Source organism: Psychrobacter sp. HD31, assembly GCF_051097895.1.
Lineage (GTDB): Bacteria > Pseudomonadota > Gammaproteobacteria > Pseudomonadales > Moraxellaceae > Psychrobacter.
In genome coordinates, this window is sequence record NZ_CP142525.1 from 1,579,762 (window position 1) to 1,604,369 (window position 24,608).

At 39.5% G+C, this 24,608-nt stretch carries 21 protein-coding genes; 12 read left to right on the forward strand and 9 right to left on the reverse strand.

The features are described 5' to 3' along the window. Positions 1-104: 104 nt before the first annotated feature. The 4 genes from pnp to VH441_RS07010 form a co-directional block, all read right to left on the reverse strand. Positions 105-2,201 (reverse strand): polyribonucleotide nucleotidyltransferase, encoded by a 2,097-nt coding sequence (pnp, locus tag VH441_RS06995; protein WP_434352931.1) that lies wholly within the window; start codon positions 2,199-2,201, stop codon positions 105-107. Positions 2,202-2,520: 319 nt separating this feature from the next. Then, a complete protein-coding gene (rpsO, locus tag VH441_RS07000; RefSeq protein ID WP_434352932.1) occupies positions 2,521-2,787 on the reverse strand; it encodes a 30S ribosomal protein S15 in 267 nt (88 codons plus the stop codon). Between the two features lie 192 nt (positions 2,788-2,979). Continuing rightward, positions 2,980-3,594, reverse strand: coding sequence for an alpha-ketoglutarate-dependent dioxygenase AlkB family protein (locus VH441_RS07005; RefSeq protein WP_434352933.1), 615 nt, complete (start codon positions 3,592-3,594; stop codon positions 2,980-2,982). A 19-nt stretch (positions 3,595-3,613) separates the two neighbouring features. After that, the gene (locus VH441_RS07010) at positions 3,614-5,476 is read right to left on the reverse strand and encodes an ABC transporter ATP-binding protein (protein ID WP_434352934.1); all 1,863 of its coding nucleotides are present in this window, start codon (positions 5,474-5,476) and stop codon (positions 3,614-3,616) included. 305 nt (positions 5,477-5,781) lie between these two features. On the opposite strand from VH441_RS07010, the gene VH441_RS07015 reads away from it, so the two are divergent. Continuing rightward, complete coding sequence (locus VH441_RS07015; RefSeq protein ID WP_434352935.1) at positions 5,782-6,672, forward strand: fructose bisphosphate aldolase; 891 nt, start codon at positions 5,782-5,784, stop codon at positions 6,670-6,672. Between the two features lie 206 nt (positions 6,673-6,878). On the opposite strand, the gene thrC is transcribed toward VH441_RS07015, so the two are convergent. Next, positions 6,879-8,297 carry a threonine synthase gene (gene thrC, locus VH441_RS07020; RefSeq protein ID WP_434352936.1) on the reverse strand — a complete coding sequence of 473 codons (1,419 nt, stop codon included), beginning with the start codon at positions 8,295-8,297 and terminating at the stop codon, positions 6,879-6,881. Positions 8,298-8,867: 570 nt separating this feature from the next. On the opposite strand from thrC, the gene VH441_RS07025 reads away from it, so the two are divergent. Together VH441_RS07025 and VH441_RS07030 are read left to right on the forward strand one after the other, a co-directional pair. Further along, positions 8,868-9,428 (forward strand): hypothetical protein, encoded by a 561-nt coding sequence (locus tag VH441_RS07025; RefSeq protein ID WP_434352937.1) that lies wholly within the window; start codon positions 8,868-8,870, stop codon positions 9,426-9,428. Positions 9,429-9,440: 12 nt separating this feature from the next. Then, positions 9,441-10,244 carry a potassium channel family protein gene (locus VH441_RS07030; RefSeq protein ID WP_434352938.1) on the forward strand — a complete coding sequence of 268 codons (804 nt, stop codon included), beginning with the start codon at positions 9,441-9,443 and terminating at the stop codon, positions 10,242-10,244. Between the two features lie 160 nt (positions 10,245-10,404). On the opposite strand, the gene VH441_RS07035 is transcribed toward VH441_RS07030, so the two are convergent. Next, complete coding sequence (locus VH441_RS07035) at positions 10,405-10,509, reverse strand: hypothetical protein (protein WP_434354378.1); 105 nt, start codon at positions 10,507-10,509, stop codon at positions 10,405-10,407. Positions 10,510-10,670: 161 nt separating this feature from the next. Here VH441_RS07035 and VH441_RS07040 point away from each other — a divergent pair, with 161 nt between their 5' ends. After that, entirely contained in the window at positions 10,671-11,159 is a 489-nt protein-coding gene (locus VH441_RS07040; RefSeq protein WP_434352939.1) for a pyridoxamine 5'-phosphate oxidase family protein, read from the forward strand. A gap of 324 nt (positions 11,160-11,483) precedes the next feature. Continuing rightward, the gene (locus tag VH441_RS07045) at positions 11,484-11,885 is read left to right on the forward strand and encodes a HEAT repeat domain-containing protein (protein WP_434352940.1); all 402 of its coding nucleotides are present in this window, start codon (positions 11,484-11,486) and stop codon (positions 11,883-11,885) included. 74 nt (positions 11,886-11,959) lie between these two features. On the opposite strand, the gene VH441_RS07050 is transcribed toward VH441_RS07045, so the two are convergent. Further along, positions 11,960-13,447: a transcription antitermination factor NusB gene (locus VH441_RS07050; RefSeq protein ID WP_434352941.1), complete on the reverse strand. Its 1,488-nt coding sequence runs from the start codon at positions 13,445-13,447 to the stop codon at positions 11,960-11,962. A 24-nt stretch (positions 13,448-13,471) separates the two neighbouring features. Continuing rightward, a complete protein-coding gene (gene fmt / locus VH441_RS07055; protein ID WP_434352942.1) occupies positions 13,472-14,464 on the reverse strand; it encodes a methionyl-tRNA formyltransferase in 993 nt (330 codons plus the stop codon). Positions 14,465-14,748: 284 nt separating this feature from the next. Between fmt and rnr the strand changes: the two genes are divergently transcribed. The 7 genes from rnr (at position 14,749) to VH441_RS07090 (ending at position 23,213) form a co-directional block, all read left to right on the forward strand. After that, positions 14,749-17,037 (forward strand): ribonuclease R, encoded by a 2,289-nt coding sequence (rnr, locus tag VH441_RS07060; protein ID WP_434352943.1) that lies wholly within the window; start codon positions 14,749-14,751, stop codon positions 17,035-17,037. Between the two features lie 206 nt (positions 17,038-17,243). Beyond that, positions 17,244-17,822, forward strand: a complete 579-nt coding sequence (gene grpE / locus VH441_RS07065; RefSeq protein WP_434352944.1) for a nucleotide exchange factor GrpE — start codon at positions 17,244-17,246, stop codon at positions 17,820-17,822. A 95-nt stretch (positions 17,823-17,917) separates the two neighbouring features. Beyond that, complete coding sequence (locus VH441_RS07070; RefSeq protein WP_434352945.1) at positions 17,918-18,535, forward strand: hypothetical protein; 618 nt, start codon at positions 17,918-17,920, stop codon at positions 18,533-18,535. A gap of 311 nt (positions 18,536-18,846) precedes the next feature. Further along, a complete protein-coding gene (gene dnaK, locus VH441_RS07075; protein ID WP_434352946.1) occupies positions 18,847-20,790 on the forward strand; it encodes a molecular chaperone DnaK in 1,944 nt (647 codons plus the stop codon). A gap of 150 nt (positions 20,791-20,940) precedes the next feature. After that, positions 20,941-21,390 carry an NfeD family protein gene (locus tag VH441_RS07080; protein WP_434352947.1) on the forward strand — a complete coding sequence of 150 codons (450 nt, stop codon included), beginning with the start codon at positions 20,941-20,943 and terminating at the stop codon, positions 21,388-21,390. Positions 21,391-21,455: 65 nt separating this feature from the next. Further along, entirely contained in the window at positions 21,456-22,313 is an 858-nt protein-coding gene (locus VH441_RS07085) for an SPFH domain-containing protein (protein ID WP_434352948.1), read from the forward strand. A 78-nt stretch (positions 22,314-22,391) separates the two neighbouring features. Next, a complete protein-coding gene (locus VH441_RS07090) occupies positions 22,392-23,213 on the forward strand; it encodes an RsiV family protein (RefSeq protein WP_434352949.1) in 822 nt (273 codons plus the stop codon). 76 nt (positions 23,214-23,289) lie between these two features. Here VH441_RS07090 and dnaJ read toward each other — a convergent pair whose 3' ends face one another. Next, the gene (dnaJ, locus tag VH441_RS07095) at positions 23,290-24,420 is read right to left on the reverse strand and encodes a molecular chaperone DnaJ (protein WP_434352950.1); all 1,131 of its coding nucleotides are present in this window, start codon (positions 24,418-24,420) and stop codon (positions 23,290-23,292) included. Positions 24,421-24,608 lie beyond the last annotated feature (188 nt).

Consider the following 24,608-nt stretch of genomic DNA (forward strand, 5'->3'; position numbering starts at 1 on the left):
AGTAACTAACATTTTGCATACAAGGTTTGATAACATTTTAGTACACAAAAAACCGCTTTGTCTGGCAAAGCGGTTTTTTGGATATGTTTTAGCAAATTAAAAAATTATTGCTCAACACCTTTCATAGTAAGTTTGATACGACCACGGTTGTCAACGTCTTGTACCAATACTTTAATTTTTTGACCTTCACTTAAGTGGTCACTCACGTTTTCTACACGTTCTTCACTGATTTGTGAAATATGAACCAAGCCATCTGTACCCGGTAAAATAGTAACAAAAGCACCAAAATCAACAATACGTGCAACGGTACCTTCGTATACTTTACCCACTTCTGCTTCGGCAGTAATGGCTTCGATTTGAGCAATGGCAGCTTTGCTTGATGCTTTGTTTTCACCAAAAATGCGGATTGTGCCATTATCATCAATATCAATTACTGCGCCTGTTTCTTCAGTAAGCTGACGGATAGTTGCACCGCCTTTACCAATTACGTCACGAATTTTATCTGAATCAATGTTGATTACAGCATAGTTAGGTGCATGCGCGTTTATTTCTGTACGGCTTTCTGCAATAACTTCGTTCATGGCATTTAGGATGTGGATACGTCCTGCATGTGCTTGTTTAAGCGCTTGTTCCATGATGTCAGCAGTGATGCCTTCAATTTTGATATCCATTTGAAGTGCTGTGATACCGTCTTTAGAACCAGCAACTTTAAAGTCCATATCGCCTAAGTGATCTTCATCACCTAAGATGTCAGATAAAACAGCAAAACGCTCATCTTCTTTAACTAAGCCCATTGCAATACCGGCAACTGGTGCTTTTAGTGGCACACCGGCATCCATTAATGCAAGAGATGCACCACAAACAGAAGCCATTGATGAAGAACCATTTGATTCAGTAATATCTGATACTATGCGGATCACATAAGGGAAGCGATCACTATTTGGCAGCATTGCTTGAACACCACGGCGGGCTAAGCGACCATGACCAATTTCACGGCGTTTAGGTGCGCCTTCGCGACCTGTTTCACCCACTGAATAATGTGGGAAGTTATAATGCAACATGAAGTGATCTTGTTTTGTACCTGAAAGACTATCAATTAGGTTCACATCGCGTGAGTTACCTAATGTTGTGGTAACCAGTGCTTGGGTTTCACCACGGGTGAATAATGCAGAACCATGGGTGTATGGTAATACGCCAACTTGCACATCTAATGCACGTACGGTTTCTAAATCACGACCATCAATACGTTTGCCATTTAATACAGCATCACGAACAGTGCGGTATTTTAACTCATCAAACAAACCTTTTACTTCGCTTGCTTTGTCGCTATAGTCTTCAGCTTCTGGGTCGCCTGCTAGTGCTTCTAAAACAGCCGTTTTAACTTCATCAAGTTTAGCGTAACGGGCTTGTTTGTCGGTAATGGTATAGGCTTCGGCAACGGCTTCACCAAATTGAGTTTTTAAGGCACTTTCTAAGGCTTCATTAACCTGAGGGGCTTCAAAAACTTGCTTTTGCGGTGCAACGGCATCGGCTAATGCTTGGATGTTGTCAATTACCACTTGTTGTTGCTCGTGTCCGTATAAAACAGCGCCAAGCATTTGATCTTCTGATAGCTCTTTAGCTTCAGATTCAACCATTAAAACAGCACCTTTTGTGCCTGCGACAACAAGGTCTAAATCGCTTTCAGCCAATTGATCATGCGTTGGGTTTAATACATACTCACCATTAACAAAACCAACACGTGCCGCACCAATAGGACCATTAAAAGGCGCATCAGAAATTGATAGGGCAGCTGAGGCACCAATCATAGCAGCAATATCAGCATCTTGAGATTTGTCTGATGAGATAACCGTTGCAGTGATTTGAATCTCGTTTACATAACCTTCTGGGAATAATGGACGGATTGGACGATCGATAAGGCGGCTAGTTAAAGTTTCAAACTCACTAGCACGACCTTCACGCTTGCCATAACCACCAGGGATTTTACCCGCTGCATACATTTTTTCTTGATAGTTTACCGTTAATGGGAAAAAGCTTTGACCTTCGTTTGCTTCAGCTTTTGCGACAACAGCAACTAATACAGATACGCCACCCATGTGTACGATAACGGTATTAGCCTGACGAGCAATACGCCCAGTTTCTAAAACGACTTGTTGATTGCCGTATTGAAATTCTCGTGTAATGGTATTAAACATTGACATTTATTGTTCCTAATATTTAAAAAATTATAAGTTTCATGTGAAACAGCTGAATATTAATCATGTTATCAGCTTTATTTTTGTATATTTTGACTTAATATTTAGCCTCTAACGGTTATAGATTTTTGTTTTTTAAATAAAAACAAACCCACAAGCGTTAGAAGCCAGCCTAAAAATACACACTTCCATTTTACCTTTATTTAAGCATTTTTACTATTGATTAATAAATATTGCTGATAAAAGTATCTAACTAGATTAAGTTAAAATACAAAAAACGGCGAGAATCCACATTCTCACCGTTTTAAAAACTATTCGCTATATATTAGCGACGTAAGCCTAGTTGACCAATTAGCGTTGAATAACGGTTAAGGTCTTTACCTTTTAGGTAGTCTAGTAGTTTACGACGTTGGTTAACCATACGGATTAGACCACGGCGGCTGTGATGATCAGCTTTGTGCGCTTTAAAGTGAGCCTGTAGGTCGTTAATACGAGCCGTTAATAGAGCTACTTGTACTTCTGGGCTACCAGTGTCGTTTTCGCCACGTTGGTATTGAGCGATGATTTGTTCGCGATCTTGATTTGTTAGCATTTTAATCTCCTGCAATGCTGTGAGTGATGATTCACTCCATTTAAATTCAGGCTATCCCTGCATTACTAGAGGTAGCCTATGGTTTGTTTTTTCTAAATTTATCTGTGTTTAAAACTTTAAAAAAACACAGAAAAATTAAGAGGGCATATCTTAGCAAAAAATTAGCTAAATTGCTAATTAATCTGATATATCTTATAAAATTGATAAAATATTTCTAAAAGTTAGGCTTATTCGTCCATTTTTTACCATTTTAGTTTTGGTAATGGTATGTTGCCAGTGGTTTTGTGTTTGCCCGTGCATAACAATTAATTGACCGTTTGTTAGCATGATTTCGGCTTTGTTTTTAGTCTGGTTATGTTTAAAAACAAATTTGCGGGTTTCTCCTAACGATAAACTCGCAATAATAGGTTCAAAGCCAAGCTCTGGTTCATCATCTGCATGATAGCCCATGCCTTCTTTACCGGTTGGGTAATAATTAAGTAAGCAGGCGTTAAAAGTTGTTTGTATGCCTTTCTCTTTTAATTGCTTTTCTATGAGCTGTTTCACATGAAACACGTCATTTATCCAAGGTATGCTTAGGCGATTATGCCCAGAATATCGGTAACTAACATTATCGCCCATCCATACAATTTGCCGTTTGGTAATGTGTGTTTTACCAAAAATAGTGACTATATCGGATTGCCAAGGAAGCTTGCTTAGCAAGGTTTGGTAAAGCTGGGTTGGGTTGTCTAGTACAACACCAAAATCATTAACCATGCCATCGTAAGGTAATAGGTTATCTTGTGGATTTGATGGGAATAGATTCATCTTTTCACTTTAAACATAACTAGTCTTTACCTAAAAACCCACCACTTTGGCGCTGCCATAGTTTGGCATATACGCCATCTAGTGCCAGTAGCTCGTCATGGCTACCTTGTTCAATTATCTTACCTTCTTCTATAACAACCAGCTTATCTAAAGCGGCAATTGTCGATAACCTATGGGCAATTGCGATGACGGTTTTACCTGCCATCATATCATTTAAACTTTCGGTAATTGCGTGTTCTATTTCACTGTCTAGGGCAGAAGTTGCCTCATCTAATAATAAAATAGGTGCATTTTTTAGCATAACTCTGGCAATGGCAATACGTTGGCGTTGCCCACCAGATAGCTTAACGCCGCGCTCACCAACTTTTGTATCTAAACCTGTGTTGCCTTTTTTATCATGTAAGCCTTGGATAAACTCCCAAGCATGAGCTTTTTTGGCAGCGGCAATAATTTCATCTTCTGTGGCATCTGGGCGACCATAGGCAATATTTTCTCGTACTGTACGATGTAGCAATGAGGTATCTTGTGTTACCATGCCAATTTGCAAACGCAGAGACTCTTGCGTAACTTCATCAACGGCTTGTCCATCTATTAAAATTTTGCCAGATTGCACATCATAAAAACGCAGTAACAAATTAACTAAAGTAGATTTGCCAGCACCAGAACGCCCAACAAGTCCCACTTTTTCACCAGGCTTTATTTGTAGGTTAAAATCTGTAAGTAGATGCTCTATCTTAAGCTTATCTAAGTTTTCATCTTTAACCTCATAGGCAAAGTTAACATTATTAAAGCTAATTTCACCTTTATTGACGGTAATTTCTTTAGCATTTGGTTTGTCGATGACTGTTTGAGGCGTGGATAAAGTACTAATGCCATCTTGCACGGTGCCGATGCTTTCAAAAAGTTGTGCTATTTGCCACATTATCCAATGGGTCATGCCATTCATACGGATTGCCATGGCGGTTGCCGTTGCAATGGCACCTGCCGTTACAATGCTGGCATTCCATAGATACAAACTAATAGCGGCTGTACTGCCCACCAATATAATGCTGATTAAGTGGGTCATTAAGCCTAAATGAGTTACCCAACGCATTTGCCCGTGTACGGTTGTAATAAATTGTTGCATTGCGTCTTTGGCGTATTTTAACTCTCGTCGAGAATGGCTAAATAGTTTAACGGTTGTGATATTGGCATAGGCATCGGTAATTCGCCCTGTCATTAGTGAGCGGGCATCGGCTTGTTTGCGAGAGGCATCGCGTAGTTTAGGGACAAAAAAGGCAATATTGGCAATTAATAAAAGTAGCCAAAGTATAAAAGGCAATAAAAGTAGCTTATCTAGGCTAAACATGATGACACCAGTGGTTATAAAATAAATAAACACATAAGTGAGCATGTCGCATATGGTCATGATAACGGCACGAACAGCAAGCGCTGTTTGCATGACTTTGGCAGAAACCCTACCAGAAAACTCATTTTGATAAAACTGCATGGATTGTCCAAGCATTCTTCTATGAAAACGCCAACGCATCTGCATTGGGAATACGGCTTGTATTACTTGATAATGTACCAATGATTGTAAAATTACCACTAAAGGGCTTGCGAGCATAATCATTGCCATCAACTTAATTTTATCGCCTTTTTCTGCCCATAGCGTTTGCGGGGTATAATGGCTTAACCAATCAACCAAATCACCAATCCATGCAAACAATACGGCTTCATAAACGCCCATGACAGCCACTAAAAAAGTAAACAACAATAGCCAGCCGCGTAATCCGGCAGTACATGCCCATAAAAACTTAAGCAAACCTTTGCGTGGCAAGGGGATTTGATTAGTTGGATAAGGATTTAAACGACTCTCAAAATACTGAAAAAGTGGCTTCATTCTTGTTCTACAGTTTTAAGTTTAATAATAATCATTCTAGCAAAAAATAAATCGCTAAATAATGAAATAATGTAAGCGCAAAATTCAAGGTTATATGGATTTAATCGCTTTGTAAAATAAAGACGATATAATTTGTTGTTTGTATGTGTATTAACAAGCAAAATGATATTTTAATAATTTGCTAATTTTGATAAAATATATAGCCATTCAGCAAATAAATATTTTTAAATATTTAACACGTTTAACTAACATTAACGAATTTTATAATTTTAATTCGTTTTATTTACTCACAGGAGTTTTTACCGATGAGTTTTTCAGAACAAACGCAACGTATTGCCAATGATGATGGATTCATCGCAGCCCTTGACCAAAGTGGTGGCAGCACACCAAAAGCACTAAAAATATATGGTGTGAATGAAGATGAATACACCAATGAAGAAGAAATGTTTACCAAAGTACACGAGATGCGCACACGCATTATGACGTGTGATGCTTTTACATCTGAGCGTGTTTTGGGTGCAATTTTGTTTGAAAACACCATGGACAGACAAGTAAACGGCAAACCAACGGCAAACTACTTGTGGGAAGATAAAAACGTTGTGCCTTTTTTAAAGGTAGATAAAGGTTTGGCAGATGAAGAAAACGGCGTACAGCTAATGAAGCCAATGCCAGACTTAGAAGCCTTGTTAGATAAAGCCAAAGCATACCCTATTTTTGGTACTAAAATGCGCTCGGTTATCCATACAGCCAATGCAGATGCAATTGAAGCCGTTGTTAGCCAGCAGTTTGATGTTGCAAAACGCATTTTGGCAAAAGGTTTTATGCCAATTATTGAGCCAGAAGTTAATATTGAAAGTGCAGACAAAGCAGAGTCTGAAGCATTATTAAAAGCAAGCTTTTTAAAGCATCTTGATGAACTACCAGCAGATCAAAAAGTTATGTTTAAACTAACATTGCCAGAGGTTGCGGGCTTTTATCAAGAATTGATTGACCACCCTAAAGTATTAAAAGTGGTGGCGTTGTCTGGCGGTTATTCTCGTGATGAATCTTGCCAGCGTTTAACAGATAACAAAGGTATTATTGCTAGCTTCTCTCGTGCATTTACCCAAGGTTTGGCAAAAGCACAAAGTGAAGACGAGTTTGCCAGCACAATGGATGCTACAATTGATATGATTTATAGCGCTTCTAAATCTTAATTTGGTTTATTACTAACTATAGACTTAGATTACAGCAATAAAAAACGCACTCATATTAGAGTGCGTTTTTTATTTGTATATAACATAGTTGTTTAAAAGTATTTTGTCATAAAATATTCTCTAATTGTAAGAAGTTTCACATGAAACCTCTTACATTCTACACACAGCTTTTACAAACAAGTTTTACACACAATTTTTTATGAAAACTAGGCAATTGGTTCAACGTGTTTAACAATCTCATCAGCCACTAAGCTTGCTTGGTTATCAAGTTTTATCACGTGCTGTGGTAGGCTTTCAATATCTTGCGTGTGTGCTGGGCGTGGTATGGCTACTTCGCCAATGGCTTCCTGCATGGTTTCTGCAAACTTAGCAGGTAATGCGGTTTCTGCACATACAATAATTTCGCCATTTTTTTGTAGTTCTTTAGCCACTTTAACGCCATCTGCAGTGTGTGGGTCTATTAAATCACCCGTTGCCTCGTAAACCGCTTTAATGGTTGCCAAACGGTTTGCGTGGGTAGATTTACCTGCTGCAAAGCCAAAACGCTCATTAATGGTTTGTGAAAGCTCAGCCAACTCAAAGCCTTTGCCAGACTTAACGCCCTGAAACAGCTCATTTACCTTTTGTGTGTCTTTACCTAAAAGCAGATAAATAAAACGCTCAAAGTTAGAGGCTTTAGAAATATCCATAGACGGGCTAGAGGTTACGTAAGTTTTGTCTGCTGGGCGTGGTTGGTAGCTACCGCCGTTAAAAAACTCGTTTAGTACGTCATTTTCGTTAGTTGCTACAATCAATCGCTCAACAGGTAAGCCCATTTCACGTGCTATGTGCCCTGCACAAATATTACCAAAGTTGCCAGACGGCACACAAAAGCTCACTTTTTGCTCGTTTGTGCTAGTGGTTGCAAAGTAGGCTTTAAAGTAATAAACGATTTGCGCCAAAATACGACCCCAGTTAATAGAGTTAACCGTACCTAAGCTGTATTTTGCTTTAAAGTCTGCGTCTTCTTGCAAGGCTTTAACAATGTCTTGGCAATCATCAAACATGCCGTCAATAGCAATGTTATGGATGTTTTTATCAGTTAGGCTGTACATTTGCGCACGCTGAAACTCACTCATTTTACCTTGAGGAGACAGCATAAATACTTCTACGTTTTCTTTACCACGCAGGGCGTATTCTGCCGCACTGCCCGTATCGCCACTGGTTGCACCAATAATGGTAATACGCTCGCCTTTTTGCTTAAGCACATATTCAAACGCATTGCCCAAAAACTGCATGGCAATGTCTTTAAATGCAAGCGTAGGTCCGTTAGATAGCCCAAGTATGTGTATGCCGTTGCCAAGCTCACGCACAGGCACAATGTCTTCATTGCCAAATGCTTCTACCGTGTAGGTGCGGTTTACAATGTCTTTTAAATCATCGCTGGCAATGTCGGTTGCAAACAGGCTCATAATCTCATAAGCAAGCGCTTGGTAGCTAAGGTTACGCCACTCATTTAACTTGGCTGCATCAATTTGAGGATATTGCTCTGGCAACATCAAACCGCCATCTGGTGCTAAACCCATTAAAAGCACATCACTAAATGCCATTGGCTCGGTTTGACCACGCGTGCTGATATATTTCATTTTTTACCTACTAACTTAGTTATCAATCATTTTTTAACCATTATACAAAAACTCAAGCCTTATGCGGAACTATTTATATGATTGTTATGTATAAAATTTATTTGTAGCTAATCCTGCTGTCCGCTTTTATTTCAATTTGTCTGTGGCGTTGCTCATTAGGTTAATGGTGTTTCATTATTCAAGCAACCACTCTTAACCTTATTCGCAATCGCCACAGCCTAAATTTCAATACCACTACCATCAGGGCTAAAACGCACCGAGTGCGACCTTATTCTCTTCTGAGTTGGGTCTCGTTACCTCGACGCCAACCTACTATGTCTTTTTAAATCATATTGTTAGCGTGCTATATTGGTGCTAGTATGGATAGATAATAAATTGTTAGCTCTTAGCTGGAAGTCACGTATGAAGAACTGCCTAAACCGAAAAGTATTTGATTCATTATCTTCTTCATTCGATAGAATAGATGAAGCTGCATGGTATATTCGCTTAATGGAAGAAAACTACCATAAAGCCGATAAATTTCGGTGGTCTTTAAACTCCTTTTTGAGAACTCTAAAAGAAATAATGCAGATGGTTACAATGGAAGTTCAAGGCGACGAAAGACTCAAATCGTTAGTTGCTAGTAAAAAATCTGAACTTTCTGAAGACCCATTGATTCACTTTTTATACAAGCAACGTAATTTAGTTGTTCATAAATCTATGCTGAAACCAGCAAGTAAAGGTAGCGTTGGGTTTACTCGTGGTCGAGGTATGAAGTTAGGATTAAATATACCGATTGATCCTCTTAGTGATAGTGAAGAAGGGATAAAAAGATATATTGCTCATGCTGCAAAAAATTCTGACTTTCTTGGTATTTTATATACCGAAGAAGATGGTGGAGGTGAATATACTTGTGTTCAACGCGAATGGAAACTTGAGCAATTTCCAGAAGATGAGATAACCAAACTTGCGGCAACTGCATGGGATAAGGTGGCGCAAGCATTTTTTGATGTTGCAGATGAAATGGGTGCAAAGCTAATAAAACCTTCGTTTGAGCTAGGCAACCCTAATGACGTGCAGTTTGAAATATACAATCCTGCATGGATAAAAGCGCAACTCGAACGTACTAGACAGCAAGTGATTATTGGGTAAAACACCTTACTTATGAGAAACAGTGGTTTGCAAAATTTTACGAAAAGACTACTTAAAACTTCCGATGCTTTAGCAAAAATACCAAGTCTAGGCTGGGGTTTAAGTTATTTTATAACAATATTAATTTTTGCCGTTGTTTATAAAATGAATAGTACAGGCTTTTATCACACCACTTCACAATTTGAGAAAAACCTAAATGAAGATGCAATTGAAATTCTTAATTCTATTGAATCTTCATTAGTCACTGTTACTAACTTTTCACCTGCAAACTATGATGGTTGGACGCTGCTCAAAGATGAGTTTGAAGTTCATTCATTAAGGCATTTCGATAACAATATCGGATTTACTGTATTGACAGTTTTTGAAAAAGATAATGCTATGGTAAGTATGAATGTGGAATTAAATTTCAAATTGAATGAAGAACTTATTACCTGTACTGAAAAAAATGAGTGTTATTCAACTCACTTTTTACAAACAACAAGACCAATTTTTGATAAAGAAAACAACTTTGAAGCTTTGACCCCTCAAGCTTTGTCTTATTATGGCGATATACATTGGTTCAAAACACCTTTAACACTTGATAAAAAAATAAAAGGGTATGTGGCTGCTAAAAAAGGTTTTCCTTCTGAAGCTAGTGGTAGTTTTAATAGAATGCTTTATCTAAGTGTTGTGACAATAACAACGCTTGGTTATGGAGATATTGTTCCAATATCTGGTTTAAATCGTTTTTTAGTTGGACTTGAATCTATAATTGGGTTGATAATTGTAGGATTATTTTTAAATTCACTTTCTAGAGAGAGGCGTAAGGTACTCTAAAAATTTAAGTAGAGTGCGTTCTACGCACCAGCTTACTACTCACACTATAATTTAACTATCAAACCTTCCTCAATACCGCATAATAAAAGCCATCGCCACCGCTTTTGTTTAAGTCGCTATCTATTGGCAAGCATTGGCGTCCAACTGCTTGTTCAATGCCTCAATCTGCGTCAATCTTGACCTCATTGGCATCGCTATGGTCTGCCAAAAACGCCAACATTTGGGTCTCGTTTTCATCTTTTAAAATAGAGCAAGTGGCAATAATTAAAACCCCGTTTGGTTTTAATTATTGCCATGACATTGGTTATAAAGTCGACTACTTGTTTTTATTAAATTTTTTCCATATAGTTAACTGGTTATTTAATGATTTAAAGCTCAGTCAAAATGGCAGAGAAGCCCACGTTATGAATTAAAAAAGGAAAATTTATGAGCATTCAAGAAAACTGGCAAAAAGTTAAAAAAGTCCTTGAAGAAGGTCAAGCATCTACGATTTATTGCTCTATCGCAACGGTTAACCCCGACGGTTCGCCACATATCACGCCAGTGGGTACGGTTTTTCTTCGTGACGATTTAACCGGATATTTTTTCGATCATTATGCTGTAAAAATGGGAGAAAATATCGACTCAAATCCTAATATTTGTATCATGGCAGTTAATGCAGGTCGTATGTTTTGGTTACGCTCACTGATTAAAGGCAAGTTTGTATCACATCCTGGCGTTCGGCTTTATGGTAAAGCAGGACCAGTTAGACCAGCAACAAAAGAAGAAATAAAGAAAATTGAAGACCGTGTTAAACCTACAAAATGGCTTAAAGGTGCTGGCTTGCTTTGGACTGATTTTACCCATGTAAGAGATGTAGACTTTAGTGACTATAAGCCAATTACCTACCCTGTTATGATGGATGGAATGTGGTAAACATGCTAGAGTCATAACAAGTCAGGCACTGGATGAAAATGGTAATTTCGTTTAGTTTTGCCTGTGCTTTCATTGATATAAGTATCTACTGTTTTTTGAGGCAAAACGAGTTAAGTAAGATGCGCTCTACGCACCATTTTATGAGGAATAGCTAAGTTATTTTGCGGTGTGTGGAACGAATGCTACAAGATTTTTCGATAAGATTATCTAAGCATTTATGCCCTTATAGTAAGGTATTAGGCGCAAGAGGAGAGGGCTATCAAATTCTTAAAAATTTTGTCTCTTAAAGTTAGATTAAGAGCTTTGTCTAAACAAGAAATATGTATGCCAATAGAGATATTTTCATTATCTCGAGAAATGGAAAAGCTTTACCCAGATATTAGAGTACAAGCTATATTTGAGGAGTTTAAGAGCAATAATAGTGCTTTTGTAAGGCGTGCAATGCTTACAGTAACAAGATTTATTGGTGCAGAATTTGCACAAGACAATGTAGATTACATTAGAGAATCAATAAAAGACCAAGACGAATGGGTTGCTTATGATGCAATTTGGTCACTATCTGAAAATAATTTGTTAACTGCCAATGACTATACAACTCTGCTAGATTATGCAGAATCATACAGCGATTTGAGTTTAGAGGAACTAGAACAAATTTCTCCAAAATCTGCTGATGAATATCGTAATAAAATTGCCGCCGAGGCACTAATAAAACTAGCTAGTAAGTAGAGTGTTTTCCACGCACCATTTAATGAGATTGTTTTGTGGTGAGTAGAACGCACTCTACTCACTTAATCGAACTATCAACCCTTCCTCAACACCGCATAATAAAAGCCATCGCCACCACTTTTATTCAAGTCACCATCTATTGGCAAACATTGGCGTCCAACTGCTTGTTCAATGCCCCAATCTGCATTAATTTTAACCTCATTGGCATCGCTATGGTCTGCCAAAAACGCCAACATTTGGGTCTCGTTTTCATCTTTTAAAATAGAGCAAGTGGCATAAATCAAAACCCCGTTTGGTTTTAATTGTTGCCATAAGTTTTGCAAAATCTGTTTTTGCAGGCTTACCGTTTGTTCTACATCATCTTCTTGACGAAGCAAACCAATATCAGGATGGCGGCGCATAACCCCTGTTGCCGTGCATGGCGCATCTAACAAAATAACATCAAACTGCTCAGTATTTTCTGTATCTGCTTGCCAACTGGTGGCATCAGCACAAATTAGCAATGCCTCATCAGTTAGTGCTAAACGCGCTAAAGTTTGCTTACTGCGTTCTAATCTATTTGCCTCGCTGTCAATTGCCGTGAATGTGAGTTTAGACGGCGCCTCTGAATGAATCAACTTGACCTTATCATTGCCTGTTTTATCCACCCCAATTTTTTTGGCAACAACAGGGGTGATGTCTGTTTTGTCAAACAGCTCTAAACAATGCGCCAGCTTGCCACTTGGTGCGGTGCACGCATCTAATATGTGCAAATGATTGTTAGGGTTGTTTGCAAGCATATCCTGAGCAATGGTTTTAACCATGCTACCTGCAATACTGGCATGCGCGTCCTGTACGCTCACCATACCGGTATCAAAGTTTGGTAGGTTAGAGATAGATTGAGACTGTGTTAGGCGGATAGGGCTTATAACGGCTTCTTGATTGTCATTAAGCCCATTTAAAGCAGTTGATAACGTAAGTATCTCATGCTCTATTTCGGTTTGTTGTAGCTTATGGGCATAATCTTGCAAGCCTGACTGGCGGGCATTGACACGCAAAAACATGGGGGCAGGCACACGTATGCCTTTGCATAACTCGTTATATTGGTCTCGCCAATCTTGTTTTAGCTGTTTAGCAAGCCAGTTTGGTAGGCTGTGTTTTTTATCGCAGGCTTTACGGTACTTAGCTGGGTTTTTGGCAACTTTACGTAATATGGCATTGACCAAACCTGATGCACGCTCAAAGCCCAGTTGTTTAACCGATTCTACTGTTTCAAAAATTGAGGCATGGTCAGCCGTTTCAAGATAAATGAGCTGAGTAATGCCCACTTGAATGGTGGTACGAACCTCTATTTCGTCAATGGGCTTGTCGGCAAGGCTATCTAATAAGCGGGCAGTTGCGTGCCAATGGCGCAGGCTGGTAAGCAATAGGTTATGTACAAAACCTTTGCTATTTTCTGCCACTTCTGCCAGCAAGCCATCAAGCATGTTGCTAAGTGACAACCCCTGCTGGACGTTAATCAGGGTTTTTATCACCGCTGTGCGTGAATTATCTGTGTTGGTTGGGGTGTTTGGTGTTTTCATACATTAAAACTCATTTATCAAAGCTTACAAATCAAATTTATCGCCATCATTTAGTTTATTACCAGTACAAATTTGTTCTGCCGTTAACGCTTTACCACCTGCAAACTGTAATTTGGTTAAACGCAGGGTTGTACCTTGATCATTTGAGTCTTTACCGCAAGCGACTAAAATGGCTTTTTTACCCACGCTGATAATCGTCCCTGCCATCTCATCTGTTGGTTGGCTCTCATTTAATGGCAGTGACTCAATCACTTTAACACGTTTGCCATTAATAAAACTAAAAGTGCTTGGGTAAGGGAACATACCACGAATTTGGCGAGCAATCTCACCTGCTGGTTTGTTCCAGTCAATTTGTCCTTCTTCTTTGCTTAACTTGTCGGCATAATTGGCAAGGTTATCATCTTGTTTTTCAGCCTTTGCTTGGTAGCTTGGCAAATCAGCCAGTACGGTTTTAACCGCAGTAGCCCCAAGTTCTGCCAGTTTGTCGTGCAGGCTAGCTGTGGTGTCTGTCTCTGCAATGTCGCAAGCCAACTTATATAGCATATCACCTGTGTCTAGCCCTTTATCCATCTGCATGATGGTAATGCCCGTTTGCGTATCGCCGGCTAAAATAGCACGGTGGATAGGTGCAGCACCTCGCCAACGAGGTAATAATGAACCATGGATATTAATACAGCCCAGTTTAGGGGTGTTTAATACGCCAACTGGCAAAATTAAACCATAGGCAGCCACAACCATAACATCCGCATTATAGTTTGCTAAAGTTTCACGTGAAACTAAGCCGCCTTCTTTGGCTTTGCTAAAGGTTTCTGGTTGTTCAACACAGATACCATGTGCTAAGGCGACCTGCTTAACGGCAGACTGTGTTACTTTTTGTCCTCGCCCTGCCTTGCGGTCTGGCTGAGTATAAACGGCAACAATGTCGATGTTTAATTCGTCTTGGCTGTCGATTAAAGCTTGCAAGCTTACCGCAGCAAACTCGGGTGTGCCTGCAAATATTAGTTTGGTTTTTGGCATATAATGACTTAAATGATAATAAGATGGATAGATAAAAGATTTTGCTATTTTGCGTTAATAAACACATTAATTATACAATGATACGTGCGTGGCAACCATAAACTTTGTTTATTTATATAAATGTTTGTGGTGCATTTGTGTATCTTAAAGCGGTAAGCTATTAAACTGGTGTGATTGGTGATAAGATAGAGCCATAAGAACAGACTAAATCAAGTAGCACTTTATAAACTTATCAACCCAAAAAGTTATAAACTTAAAAGTGTGCTAAACCTACACGGTAAATTATGGCAAAGTCAAACAAAAATAAAGTTAGTAATATCTGGAACGATCCAAACGCAAAAGCAGAAGCAAGTAAATATGATAATCCAATCCCAAGCCGATTGTTGATTATGCAAACGCTTGCCGGCTTGTGTGAATCTTCCAAGCATGGCGATGCGACTAAAAACCAACTTGCTGATGCCTTTGGTATTGACAACAAACACCATGCCGAGCAGTTTGAAGCCCTTGGCAATCGACTAAAAGCGATGACCCGTGATGGACAAGTAATGTGCCAGTACGGTAAACGTGGTAAGCCAGACTTGTTTAAAGCCATTAAAGAAGAAGATGTGGTGACCGGTGTGGTTTCTGCCCATGCCAAAGGCTTTGGTTTTGTGGTGTTAGAAGACATGCCAGACCTGTTTTTGCATGAAAAACAAATGCGCTGGGTTTTTAATGGCGATATCGTTAACGCCGTGGCAACGCTAACCGACAATAAAGGACGCACCGAGGGGCGTGTGCTTGAAGTGGTTGAACGCTCACAAGACAACTTTATTGGGACACTGCAGCAAGATGATGACGGCTATTTAGTAGCGCTGGCTAGCCCTAACTCGCACCAGCCGATTATGGTCACAGAAGAAAGCGTAAAAAATACGGGTGCCATGTTAGACCATCCCGTTAAGGTTAAAATTAGCGATTACCCAACTCAGCAAGAATTTGCTAACGGCGAGATTACCGAGGCAATGACAGATGACAACGACCGTGAAGTAATCATCGAAACCACTTTGCTTAATTACGACATCCCACATGAGTTTAGCAAAGCGGTAATGAAACAAGCCAATGGCTATGTTGAGCCAAGCAATAAAGATTTTAAAGGGCGTAAAGACATACGAGAGTTGCCATTGGTTACCATTGATGGTGAGGACTCACGTGATTTTGATGATGCCGTGTTTGCCCAAAAACGTGCTGGCGGTAATTACCGTGTGGTGGTTGCCATTGCCGATGTCAGCCACTATGTCACACCAAACTCACCGCTTGACCACGAGGCATACGAGCGTGGTACGTCGGTGTACTTCCCGCATCATGTTGTGCCAATGTTGCCAGAGGTTTTGTCTAACGGCTTATGCTCATTAAACCCAGAGATTGATCGATTATGTATGGTTGCTGATATCAAAGTGTCTCGTGCTGGTAACGTAACAGGTTATGAGTTTTATCCTGCAGTGATGCACTCGCAGGCTCGTTTAACCTATAACCAAGTTAACGACTATTTTGACGGTAAATTGGATACAGTACCTGATAGCCTAACAGGCAATAAAGACGTTAAGAAGTCGATAGACGTATTACACCAACTTTATGGCGTGCTCACTAAAAAACGAGAAGAACGCCATGCGATGGAGTTTGAAACGCCAGAGGTGTACATCAAATTTGCTGAAGATGGCAAAATTGATGCCATTGTGCCGCGTACTCGTGGCGATGCGCATAAGCTGATTGAAGAATGTATGCTACTTGCTAATACGGCAGCGGCAAAATTTGGTTTAGAGCATGAGCTACCTGTGCTTTACCGCAATCATGACAAACCAGATGCAACTAAGTCTATGCGTGTGCATGAATATGCGAAGAACTTTGGTATTAGCTTCCCTGAAGAAAACCCAACACAGGCAGATTACCAACGTATCATCGAGGCAACAAAAGAACGCCCAGATGCGGTTAGTATCCACAGTATGTTGCTACGGTCTATGATGCAAGCAAATTATGCACCAACCAATATTGGGCATTTTGGTTTGGCGTATGATGAATACAGCCACTTTACCTCGCCAATCCGCCGTTACCCTGACTTAATGTTGCACCGTGCCATTAAAGCGAAAGTAACCAAAAGCAAACAACCTGTAATGGACTTTGAATTGGACGAGGCAGGTGAGCAAACCTCAGATACCGAACGCCGAGCAGAAGAAGCCAGCCGATTTGTAGAAAGCTGGTTAAAATGCCACTACATGCGGGACCATTTGGGCGATGAGTTTGTGGGTACAGTATCTGCCGTTACGAGCTTTGGCTTGTTTGTTACCTTAGATAACTTGTTTGTAGATGGGCTTATTCATATATCCAACTTGGGTAATGACTACTTTACTTTTGATGAAAAAACCCAGCAGCTATTGGGTGACGGTGGCACACTTTACGGCTTAGGCGATAGCCTAAAAATTAAGGTGGCAGGTGTGAATATGGACAGTTTACAGATAGATTTTGATTTGGTTGCACACTTGCAGGCAAGTGAGATGAATAAACCTAAAAAGAAGCGTAGAGCCAGAAAAAAGAAAGGTTAAAAACCTGGCTTAATGTTTCATGTGAAACTTAGTGTTAATGATTGGTTTAAGTTAAAAAGATAAGGCTAAAAGCAGTCTTATCTTTTTTTATTATTTATTAGTGCCTACCACTTGAAAAAACATTGCATTACCTATATCAATTAGTCAGTAAAAAATTTTGTAATAAATGCATAAGCAAAAATATTTGTAAAAGCACAGGAGTTACCATGAGCCAACAACAAAATGGCATAGAAAACGAAAACCTTGTAGAAGAAACCCAAGATATGGCAGAAAATACAGTTGATGAAACAACAGAGGAAGCACAAGCAGAACCTGTAGAGCTAAGTGAAACTGAACAGCTACAAGCACGCATTGCCGAGTTAGAAGGCGAAGTGCAACAAGCTAAAGAAGGGCAAGCCCGTGCCAATGCCGAGTCTTACAATGCCATTAACCGCATGGAGCAAGAAACCGACAAAGCCAAAAAGTTTGCCTTACAAAAGTTTGCCAAAGAGCTTTTAGAAGTAGTCGATAACTTTGAGCGTGCGATTGCCAGTGCCGAGCAAAGCGGTGCAGAAGGTGCGGTTTTAGAAGGGTTACAGTTAACCCATAAGTCTTTGATATCTGTATTAACTAAAAATGGCTTAGAAGTGGTTGACCCATTGGGCGAGAAGTTTAACCCAGATTTTCATGAAGCGGTAGGCATCTTCCCAGATGCAGAGCCAGATATGGTAGGCGTGGTACTACAAAAAGGTTATACACTGCATGGGCGCTCTATCCGCCCTGCAATGGTACAAGTTGGGGCTTAATGTTAAATTACACCCTTGTTTAAAGTTTTTGATATGATAAAAAGCCAGATTTAAAGTCTGGCTTTTTATTTGGTTGGCGTGATAAAGGGTATCTAATGCAAGTAGAACAAAAAATAAGTGAGATTGAAGTAGATAAAGAGATAGCCAGCTTATTTGAGCCGTTACTAGGTGATACTGAACATTTAATTTGGACAGGTCAGCCAAAGCAGGGTTTTGTTTTACGATTGTCAGATTTATTATTTTTCCCTTTAATGATTTTTATATTTATTTTTGCAGCGTTTTTATTATACATTTCTGTTAGTACAACGGATGGTATGGCAGTTACAGCGATATTTTTTCTATTTTTGTCAATCTCGATATTATATTCTAGATTAGTGGGTGATATTAAACGTAGAAAACAAACATATTATGTTCTGAGTAATCATCGAGTATTTATTCGTCAAGACTATCCGAAAGAGTTGCCTATAATAATTAGATATGAAGATTTACAAAGATTGGATCTAGTACAACAAGGTTCGGGATACGGTAAGATTTTATTAGATTATGTTGGTAAAGGGAGTCGTTTTTTAGCAAGCAGATATAATCAAGATGCTGCTTATCAAGCAATGGGTGCAAAACGGCTTGAAGAAACGCCTGCATTCAAAGATATTGAAAACGCTCAAAAAGTTTATGACATTATTAAAACTTATAAAAATCAAATTAGTCGAAATTAATTTTAAGAACCTAGGCTAAACATTCGGTACTACTCATAATAAAACATGGCTATTAGTCTTAGTGTAAGGCATTTAAAAAAGCCGTGAGACGAACAAGCAAAACCAGAAAAAATCCACTCATCCACACTTTTTGCCTATTTTTTTAACATTTTTTTCATATAAAACTTGAAAACCAAACCCATAAAACCGATATAGGTATCATGCAAGCACAACGTCTAAGCAACATTCAATCATCATCGTATTGAATCGCCATAGACCTCTTGTTCTAACTTTTAAACCTAACAAATTTTAAAACAATTGGAGTATTTATTATGGGTAAAGTAATTGGTATCGATTTAGGTACAACCAACTCATGTGTATCAGTAATGGAAGGTGACAAAGTTAAAGTCATCGAAAACGCAGAAGGTGGTCGTACAACTCCGTCTATCGTTGCATTTAAAGATGGTGAAACTTTGGTAGGTCAGTCTGCAAAACGTCAGGCAGTTACCAACCCAACCAACACATTATTTGCAGTTAAGCGTCTTATTGGTCGTCGTTTTGATGACAAAGCCGTACAAAAAGATATTGGCATGGTGCCATACAAAATTGTTAAAGCAGACAATGGCGATGCATGGGTAGAAATTGATGGCAAAAAACAAGCACCACCTCAAATCTCGGCAGAAGTTTTAAAGAAAATGAAGAAAACAGCCGAAGACTACCTTGGTGAAGCTGTAACAGAAGCAGTTGTGACTGTACCTGCTTATTTTAACGACAGCCAACGTCAAGCAACTAAAGATGCAGGTAAAATTGCTGGTCTAGATGTAAAACGTATCATCAACGAGCCAACAGCAGCAGCACTTGCTTATGGTAGCGACAAAAAATTTGCGGGCGATAGCACATTAGCTGTTTATGACTTAGGTGGTGGTACTTTTGACGTGTCAATCATTGAAGTGGCAGATGTAGATGGCGAGCAGCAGTTTGAAGTATTGGCAACCAATGGTGATACTTTCTTAGGTGGTGAAGACTTTGACTTGGCGTTAATCGACTACCTAGTAGAAGAGTTCAAATCAGAAAATGACGTGAACCTAAAAGGTGATCCATTAGCGATGCAGCGTCTTAAAGAAGCGGCAGAAAAAGCAAAAATTGAACTGTCTAGCTCTACCAGTACCGAAGTAAACCTGCCATACATCACAGCAGATGCAAGTGGCCCTAAACACTTGGTAGTAACCATTAGCCGTGCTAAGTTAGAAAGCTTAACAGAAGAGCTAGTACAGCGTACGATTACGCCATGTAAAACTGCATTAGAAGACGCAGGTTTGTCTGCAAGTGATATCGATGACGTTATTTTAGTTGGTGGTCAAAGCCGTATGCCTAAAGTGCAAGAAGCGGTTAAAGCCTTCTTTGGTAAAGAGCCACGTAAAGATGTTAACCCTGATGAAGCGGTTGCGATGGGTGCGGCAATTCAAGGTGCGGTACTATCTGGTGATAAAACAGATGTACTACTACTTGATGTAACGCCACTAACCTTAGGTATCGAAACCATGGGCGGTGTGATGACAGCGATTATTGAGAAAAACACCATGATTCCTACTAAGAAATCACAAGTGTTCTCAACAGCAGAAGACAACCAGCCAGCGGTAACGATTCAGGTTTATCAAGGTGAGCGTAAAGTAGCTAAGCAAAACAAATTGCTAGGCAACTTTGACTTAACCGAGATTCCACCAGCACCACGTGGTGTTCCTCAAATTGAGGTTACCTTTGATATTAACGCTGATGGTATCATGAATATCTCAGCGACTGATAAAGGTACTGGTAAAGCGCAAAGCATCCAAATTAAAGCAGACTCTGGTTTGTCGGATGATGAAATCGAGCAAATGGTACGTGATGCAGAGGCAAATGCAGCAGAAGATGAAAAATTTGCAGAGCTTGCGCAAGTACGTAACGAAGCTGATGGACGTATCCACGCAGTACAAAAAGCACTAAAAGATGCTGAAGACAAAGTTACTGACGATGAGAAGTCAGCAGTTGAAGCGGCGATTAGTGAGTTAGAACTGGCAACAAAAGAAGATGATGTAGATGACATCAAAGCTAAGCTAGAAGCGTTAGATAATGCCTTCTTACCAATTGGTCAGAAGATTTATGCAGAAGCTGGTGCAGGCGCAGAGGGTATGGATCCTAGTCAGTTTGCACAAGGTGCTGATGCGGATGCAGGTACTAGCAATGCCAATGATGACGTGGTAGATGCCGAGTTTACTGAAGTAAAAGAAGATAAATAAGCAACCGTTTAATAATCGATTAAAACGCTCTCATTTTGAGGGCGTTTTTTTTAAACTATTTTTCATTAATTTTTAACATGATAGTGATTCTCAAGTATTAAAATATGGTAAAGTGTTAGTATCTAACTAAAATGGTAAAGAGGTATCACAATGATAATAGAACCTTGGCAGTGGTTTGCATTTGGTGTTGTTTTACTAATTGTAGAAATGTTTACGTTTACTTTTGCTACCCTTTGGTTTGGGGTTGCTGCAATTGCGGTTGCCATTATTGCTTGGCTATTACCGCTTTCTACAAGTGTAGAGGTCGTTTTGTGGTTAATACTATCAATCATTTGTGTGTTTGCTTGGTTTAAGTTTATAAAACCGCTGGCGGTAGATAAAACAAAAGCAGGTTTGGGTGCCAGTGTCATCATTGGCGAAACAGGTATTATCATCACAAAGCCGATGTCACAAAAGGCTGGCACAGTCCGCTTTAGTGTACCAATGGCAGGTGCTACCGAATGGCAATGCCGTACCAATGGAGAAGAAATTAACATTGGTGATAAAGTGATTGTGACTCAAATTTTGGGTAATGAGTTGGTTGTTGAGCTGACTAAATGATACACAGCAAATGAGTTAAAGTTTCAAGCGAAACACAATATTTAGAATAATTAAAGGATAATATCATGGAATTTAGTTTTATTTTACTCGTACTGGTTGCCTTGGTCGTTGTGACAATTTTCAAAGGGGTGCGTATTGTACCTCAAGGTTATAAATGGATTGTACAACGGTTAGGTAAGTATCAAAAAACCTTAGAACCAGGGCTTAATATAGTCATCCCCTACATAGATGATGTTGCCTACAAAGTAACTACCAAAGACATTGTATTGGATATCCCGTCGCAAGATGTGATTACGCGTGACAACGTGGTGATTATTGCCAATGCAGTGGCTTATATTAATATTGTGCAGCCAGAGCGTGCAGTTTATGGTATTGAGGATTATGAGCTCGGTATCCGTAACCTTGTGCAAACCTCGCTACGTTCTATTGTGGGTGAGATGAACCTAGATGATGCATTATCTAACCGTGATCAGATTAAAGCAGAACTAAAGGCTGCCATTTCTAATGATATTGCAGATTGGGGTATCACCCTAAAAACAGTCGAGATTCAAGACATCAATCCATCATCTACCATGCAAATGGCGATGGAAGAACAAGCTGCGGCAGAACGCCAACGCCGTGCTACGGTTACCCGTGCCGATGGTCAAAAACAAGCGGCTATTTTAGAGGCTGATGGTCGTCTTGAAGCATCTCGCCGTGATGCAGAGGCACAAGTTGTATTGGCAAAAGGTTCAGAAGAGTCTATCCGTTTGATTACTAATGCGGTGGGCGAAGAAGAAATGCCAATCATCTATTTATTGGGTGAAAAATACATTAAAGCCATGCGTGATATGGCTGAGTCTGACAATGCCAAAACAGTTGTATTGCCTGCCGATATTTTAAATACGGTGAAAGGCTTAGCCGGTGACAAGTTTAAGGCATAGTTAATTAGCCATAGCTATCTAACTGAATAGGCGGAATGTTTTTTTAAAAAAACCAGTATACAACTTGAGAATACGATTATGAAAAACCATATTAAAACCTTGTTATCAACGAGCGCCCTTTTTTCAACCTTATTTTTGAGCAGCAATATGGCGCAGGCTTCAGGCTTGTTAGTTAATGTACAGCAATATTATCATCAACTTCCTGATTCCGTTTCAGATGTTTGCTTAAAACATGATAACTGCCCAACAATAGAAGTAAGCTATATTAATAGTACGCAACCATGGATAAACACACTGATTAACCAAAATGTTAATCAACTTATAGCGGGAGATGCAAAGTACCAGCCGGTTAGTTTTGTTGACTATCATGTTAATGTACCCAAAGAAGTGCAAACAACATTAGATAACTTTGCTAAAAGTCAGATTGAAGATATGTCAGGAAGCCAAGGTCTGCCTTACTCTAAAAGTGTCGAACCTGCTTATTTAGGTCATGTGGGATCTTTAGAGTTATTCTCTATTGGTGGGTATGATTACTTTGGTGGCGCTCATGGTATGGGGTTTGTGTTTTATTCAATACTCGATAGTGACTTAAAACAAGAAATTGGCTTAGATGATATATTAATAGCTAATCAAAAACCGGTATTAAGTAAGCTGGTTGAAGCAGAGTTTGATAAGTGGATTATTGAACAAGGTATGACGCCAAGTGAACACAAAGCGTACTGGAAATTTAGATTAACTAATAATGTAACTTTTACGCCTGAGGGATTAAGTTTTTTACATCAACCATATGAGGTTGGACCTTATGCAGCCGGTATGCCCGAATTTACTGTACCTTATGCCAAGTTAAAAGGCGTTTTAAAGCCTAAATATTTAAAGTTAGGTAAACAGTTTTCTGAGTGATTAAAAGTAAAAAGCTGGGCTTTTTTTAGCCCAGCAAGATACAACCATTAACACTAATTAACTAATCGACTGGCTTTTAATCAAACAAATCACTTAACTTATCAAAAAATGATTTCTTCTGCGGCGACTGTTTATGGGAGTTATCGCCATCTAAACTATCCTGAAACTGTTTTAATAGCTCTTTTTGTTCCTTGTTTAGGTTAACAGGGGTTTCAACAATCACACGGCAAATTAAATCACCTTTCATGCTGGTACGTACTGGGGTAACGCCTTTGCCACGCACACGCAATAACTTACCACTTTGGGTGCCTTCAGCAACTTTAATTTTAACCTTACCATCAAGGGTTGGTATTTCTACCTCTTTACCTAGCGTTGCATCGGCAATGCTTACTGGTACATCCATATACAGGTCTGCGCCCTGACGAGTGAATACACTGTGAGGTTTTACACGTACTTCTACAAACAAATCGCCATTTTGTACACCAGCACCACCGGCTTCACCTTCGCCAGCTAAGCGAACACGGTCACCATCATCTACACCAGCAGGTATGCTAACTTCAAGGGTTTTAGACTTGTCTTTAACACCGCTACCATGGCAAGATTTACATGGATTTTTAATTTGTTTGCCAGAGCCACCACAAGTAGGACAGGTTTGTTGTACAGCAAAAAAGCCTTGCTGCATACGCACTTGACCCTGACCATGACAGGTGCCACATGTCACCACATCGGATGGGTTTTCTGCACCTTTGCCATCACAAGTTTCGCAGGTTGCAGGGGCGGTAAAAGTGATTTCTTTCTTGCAGCCTTTAACCGCTTCTTCAAGTGTTAAGTCTAGCACATAGCGTAGGTCAGACCCACGGCGAGCTCTGCCGCCACCGCCACCACGTTGTTGACCAAAAATATCGCCAAAACTGCCAAAAATATCGCCAAAAATGTCATTAAAATTACCAGCACCGCCAAAACCGCCGCCGCCCATGCCGTTTTCAAAGGCTGCATGCCCCATACGATCATAAGCCGAGCGTTTTTCGGCATCGCTTAATACTTCATAGGCCATTGATGCTTCTTTAAATTTTTCTTCTGCTTCGGCATCATCTGGGTTACGGTCTGGGTGGTATTTCATTGCTAGCTTGCGGTAGGCACGCTTAATGGTCTTTTCATCAGCGTTTTTATCTACGCCCAAGACTTCATAAAAGTCACGCTTGCTCATGTTTGAGTTTCTCCTATTACTTAGTTGGCAGGATGTTTCATGTGAAACTTTAACATCACTTATGCTATTTTAAGTAAAATAAGTCGTTGTAAAATTGATATAAGTTGGCATATACATGGTGGTTGCATGGATATTTATCAAGAGACTTAATGAAATTTGTGGTTAATTATTTACCTTAAAAAGCCAGC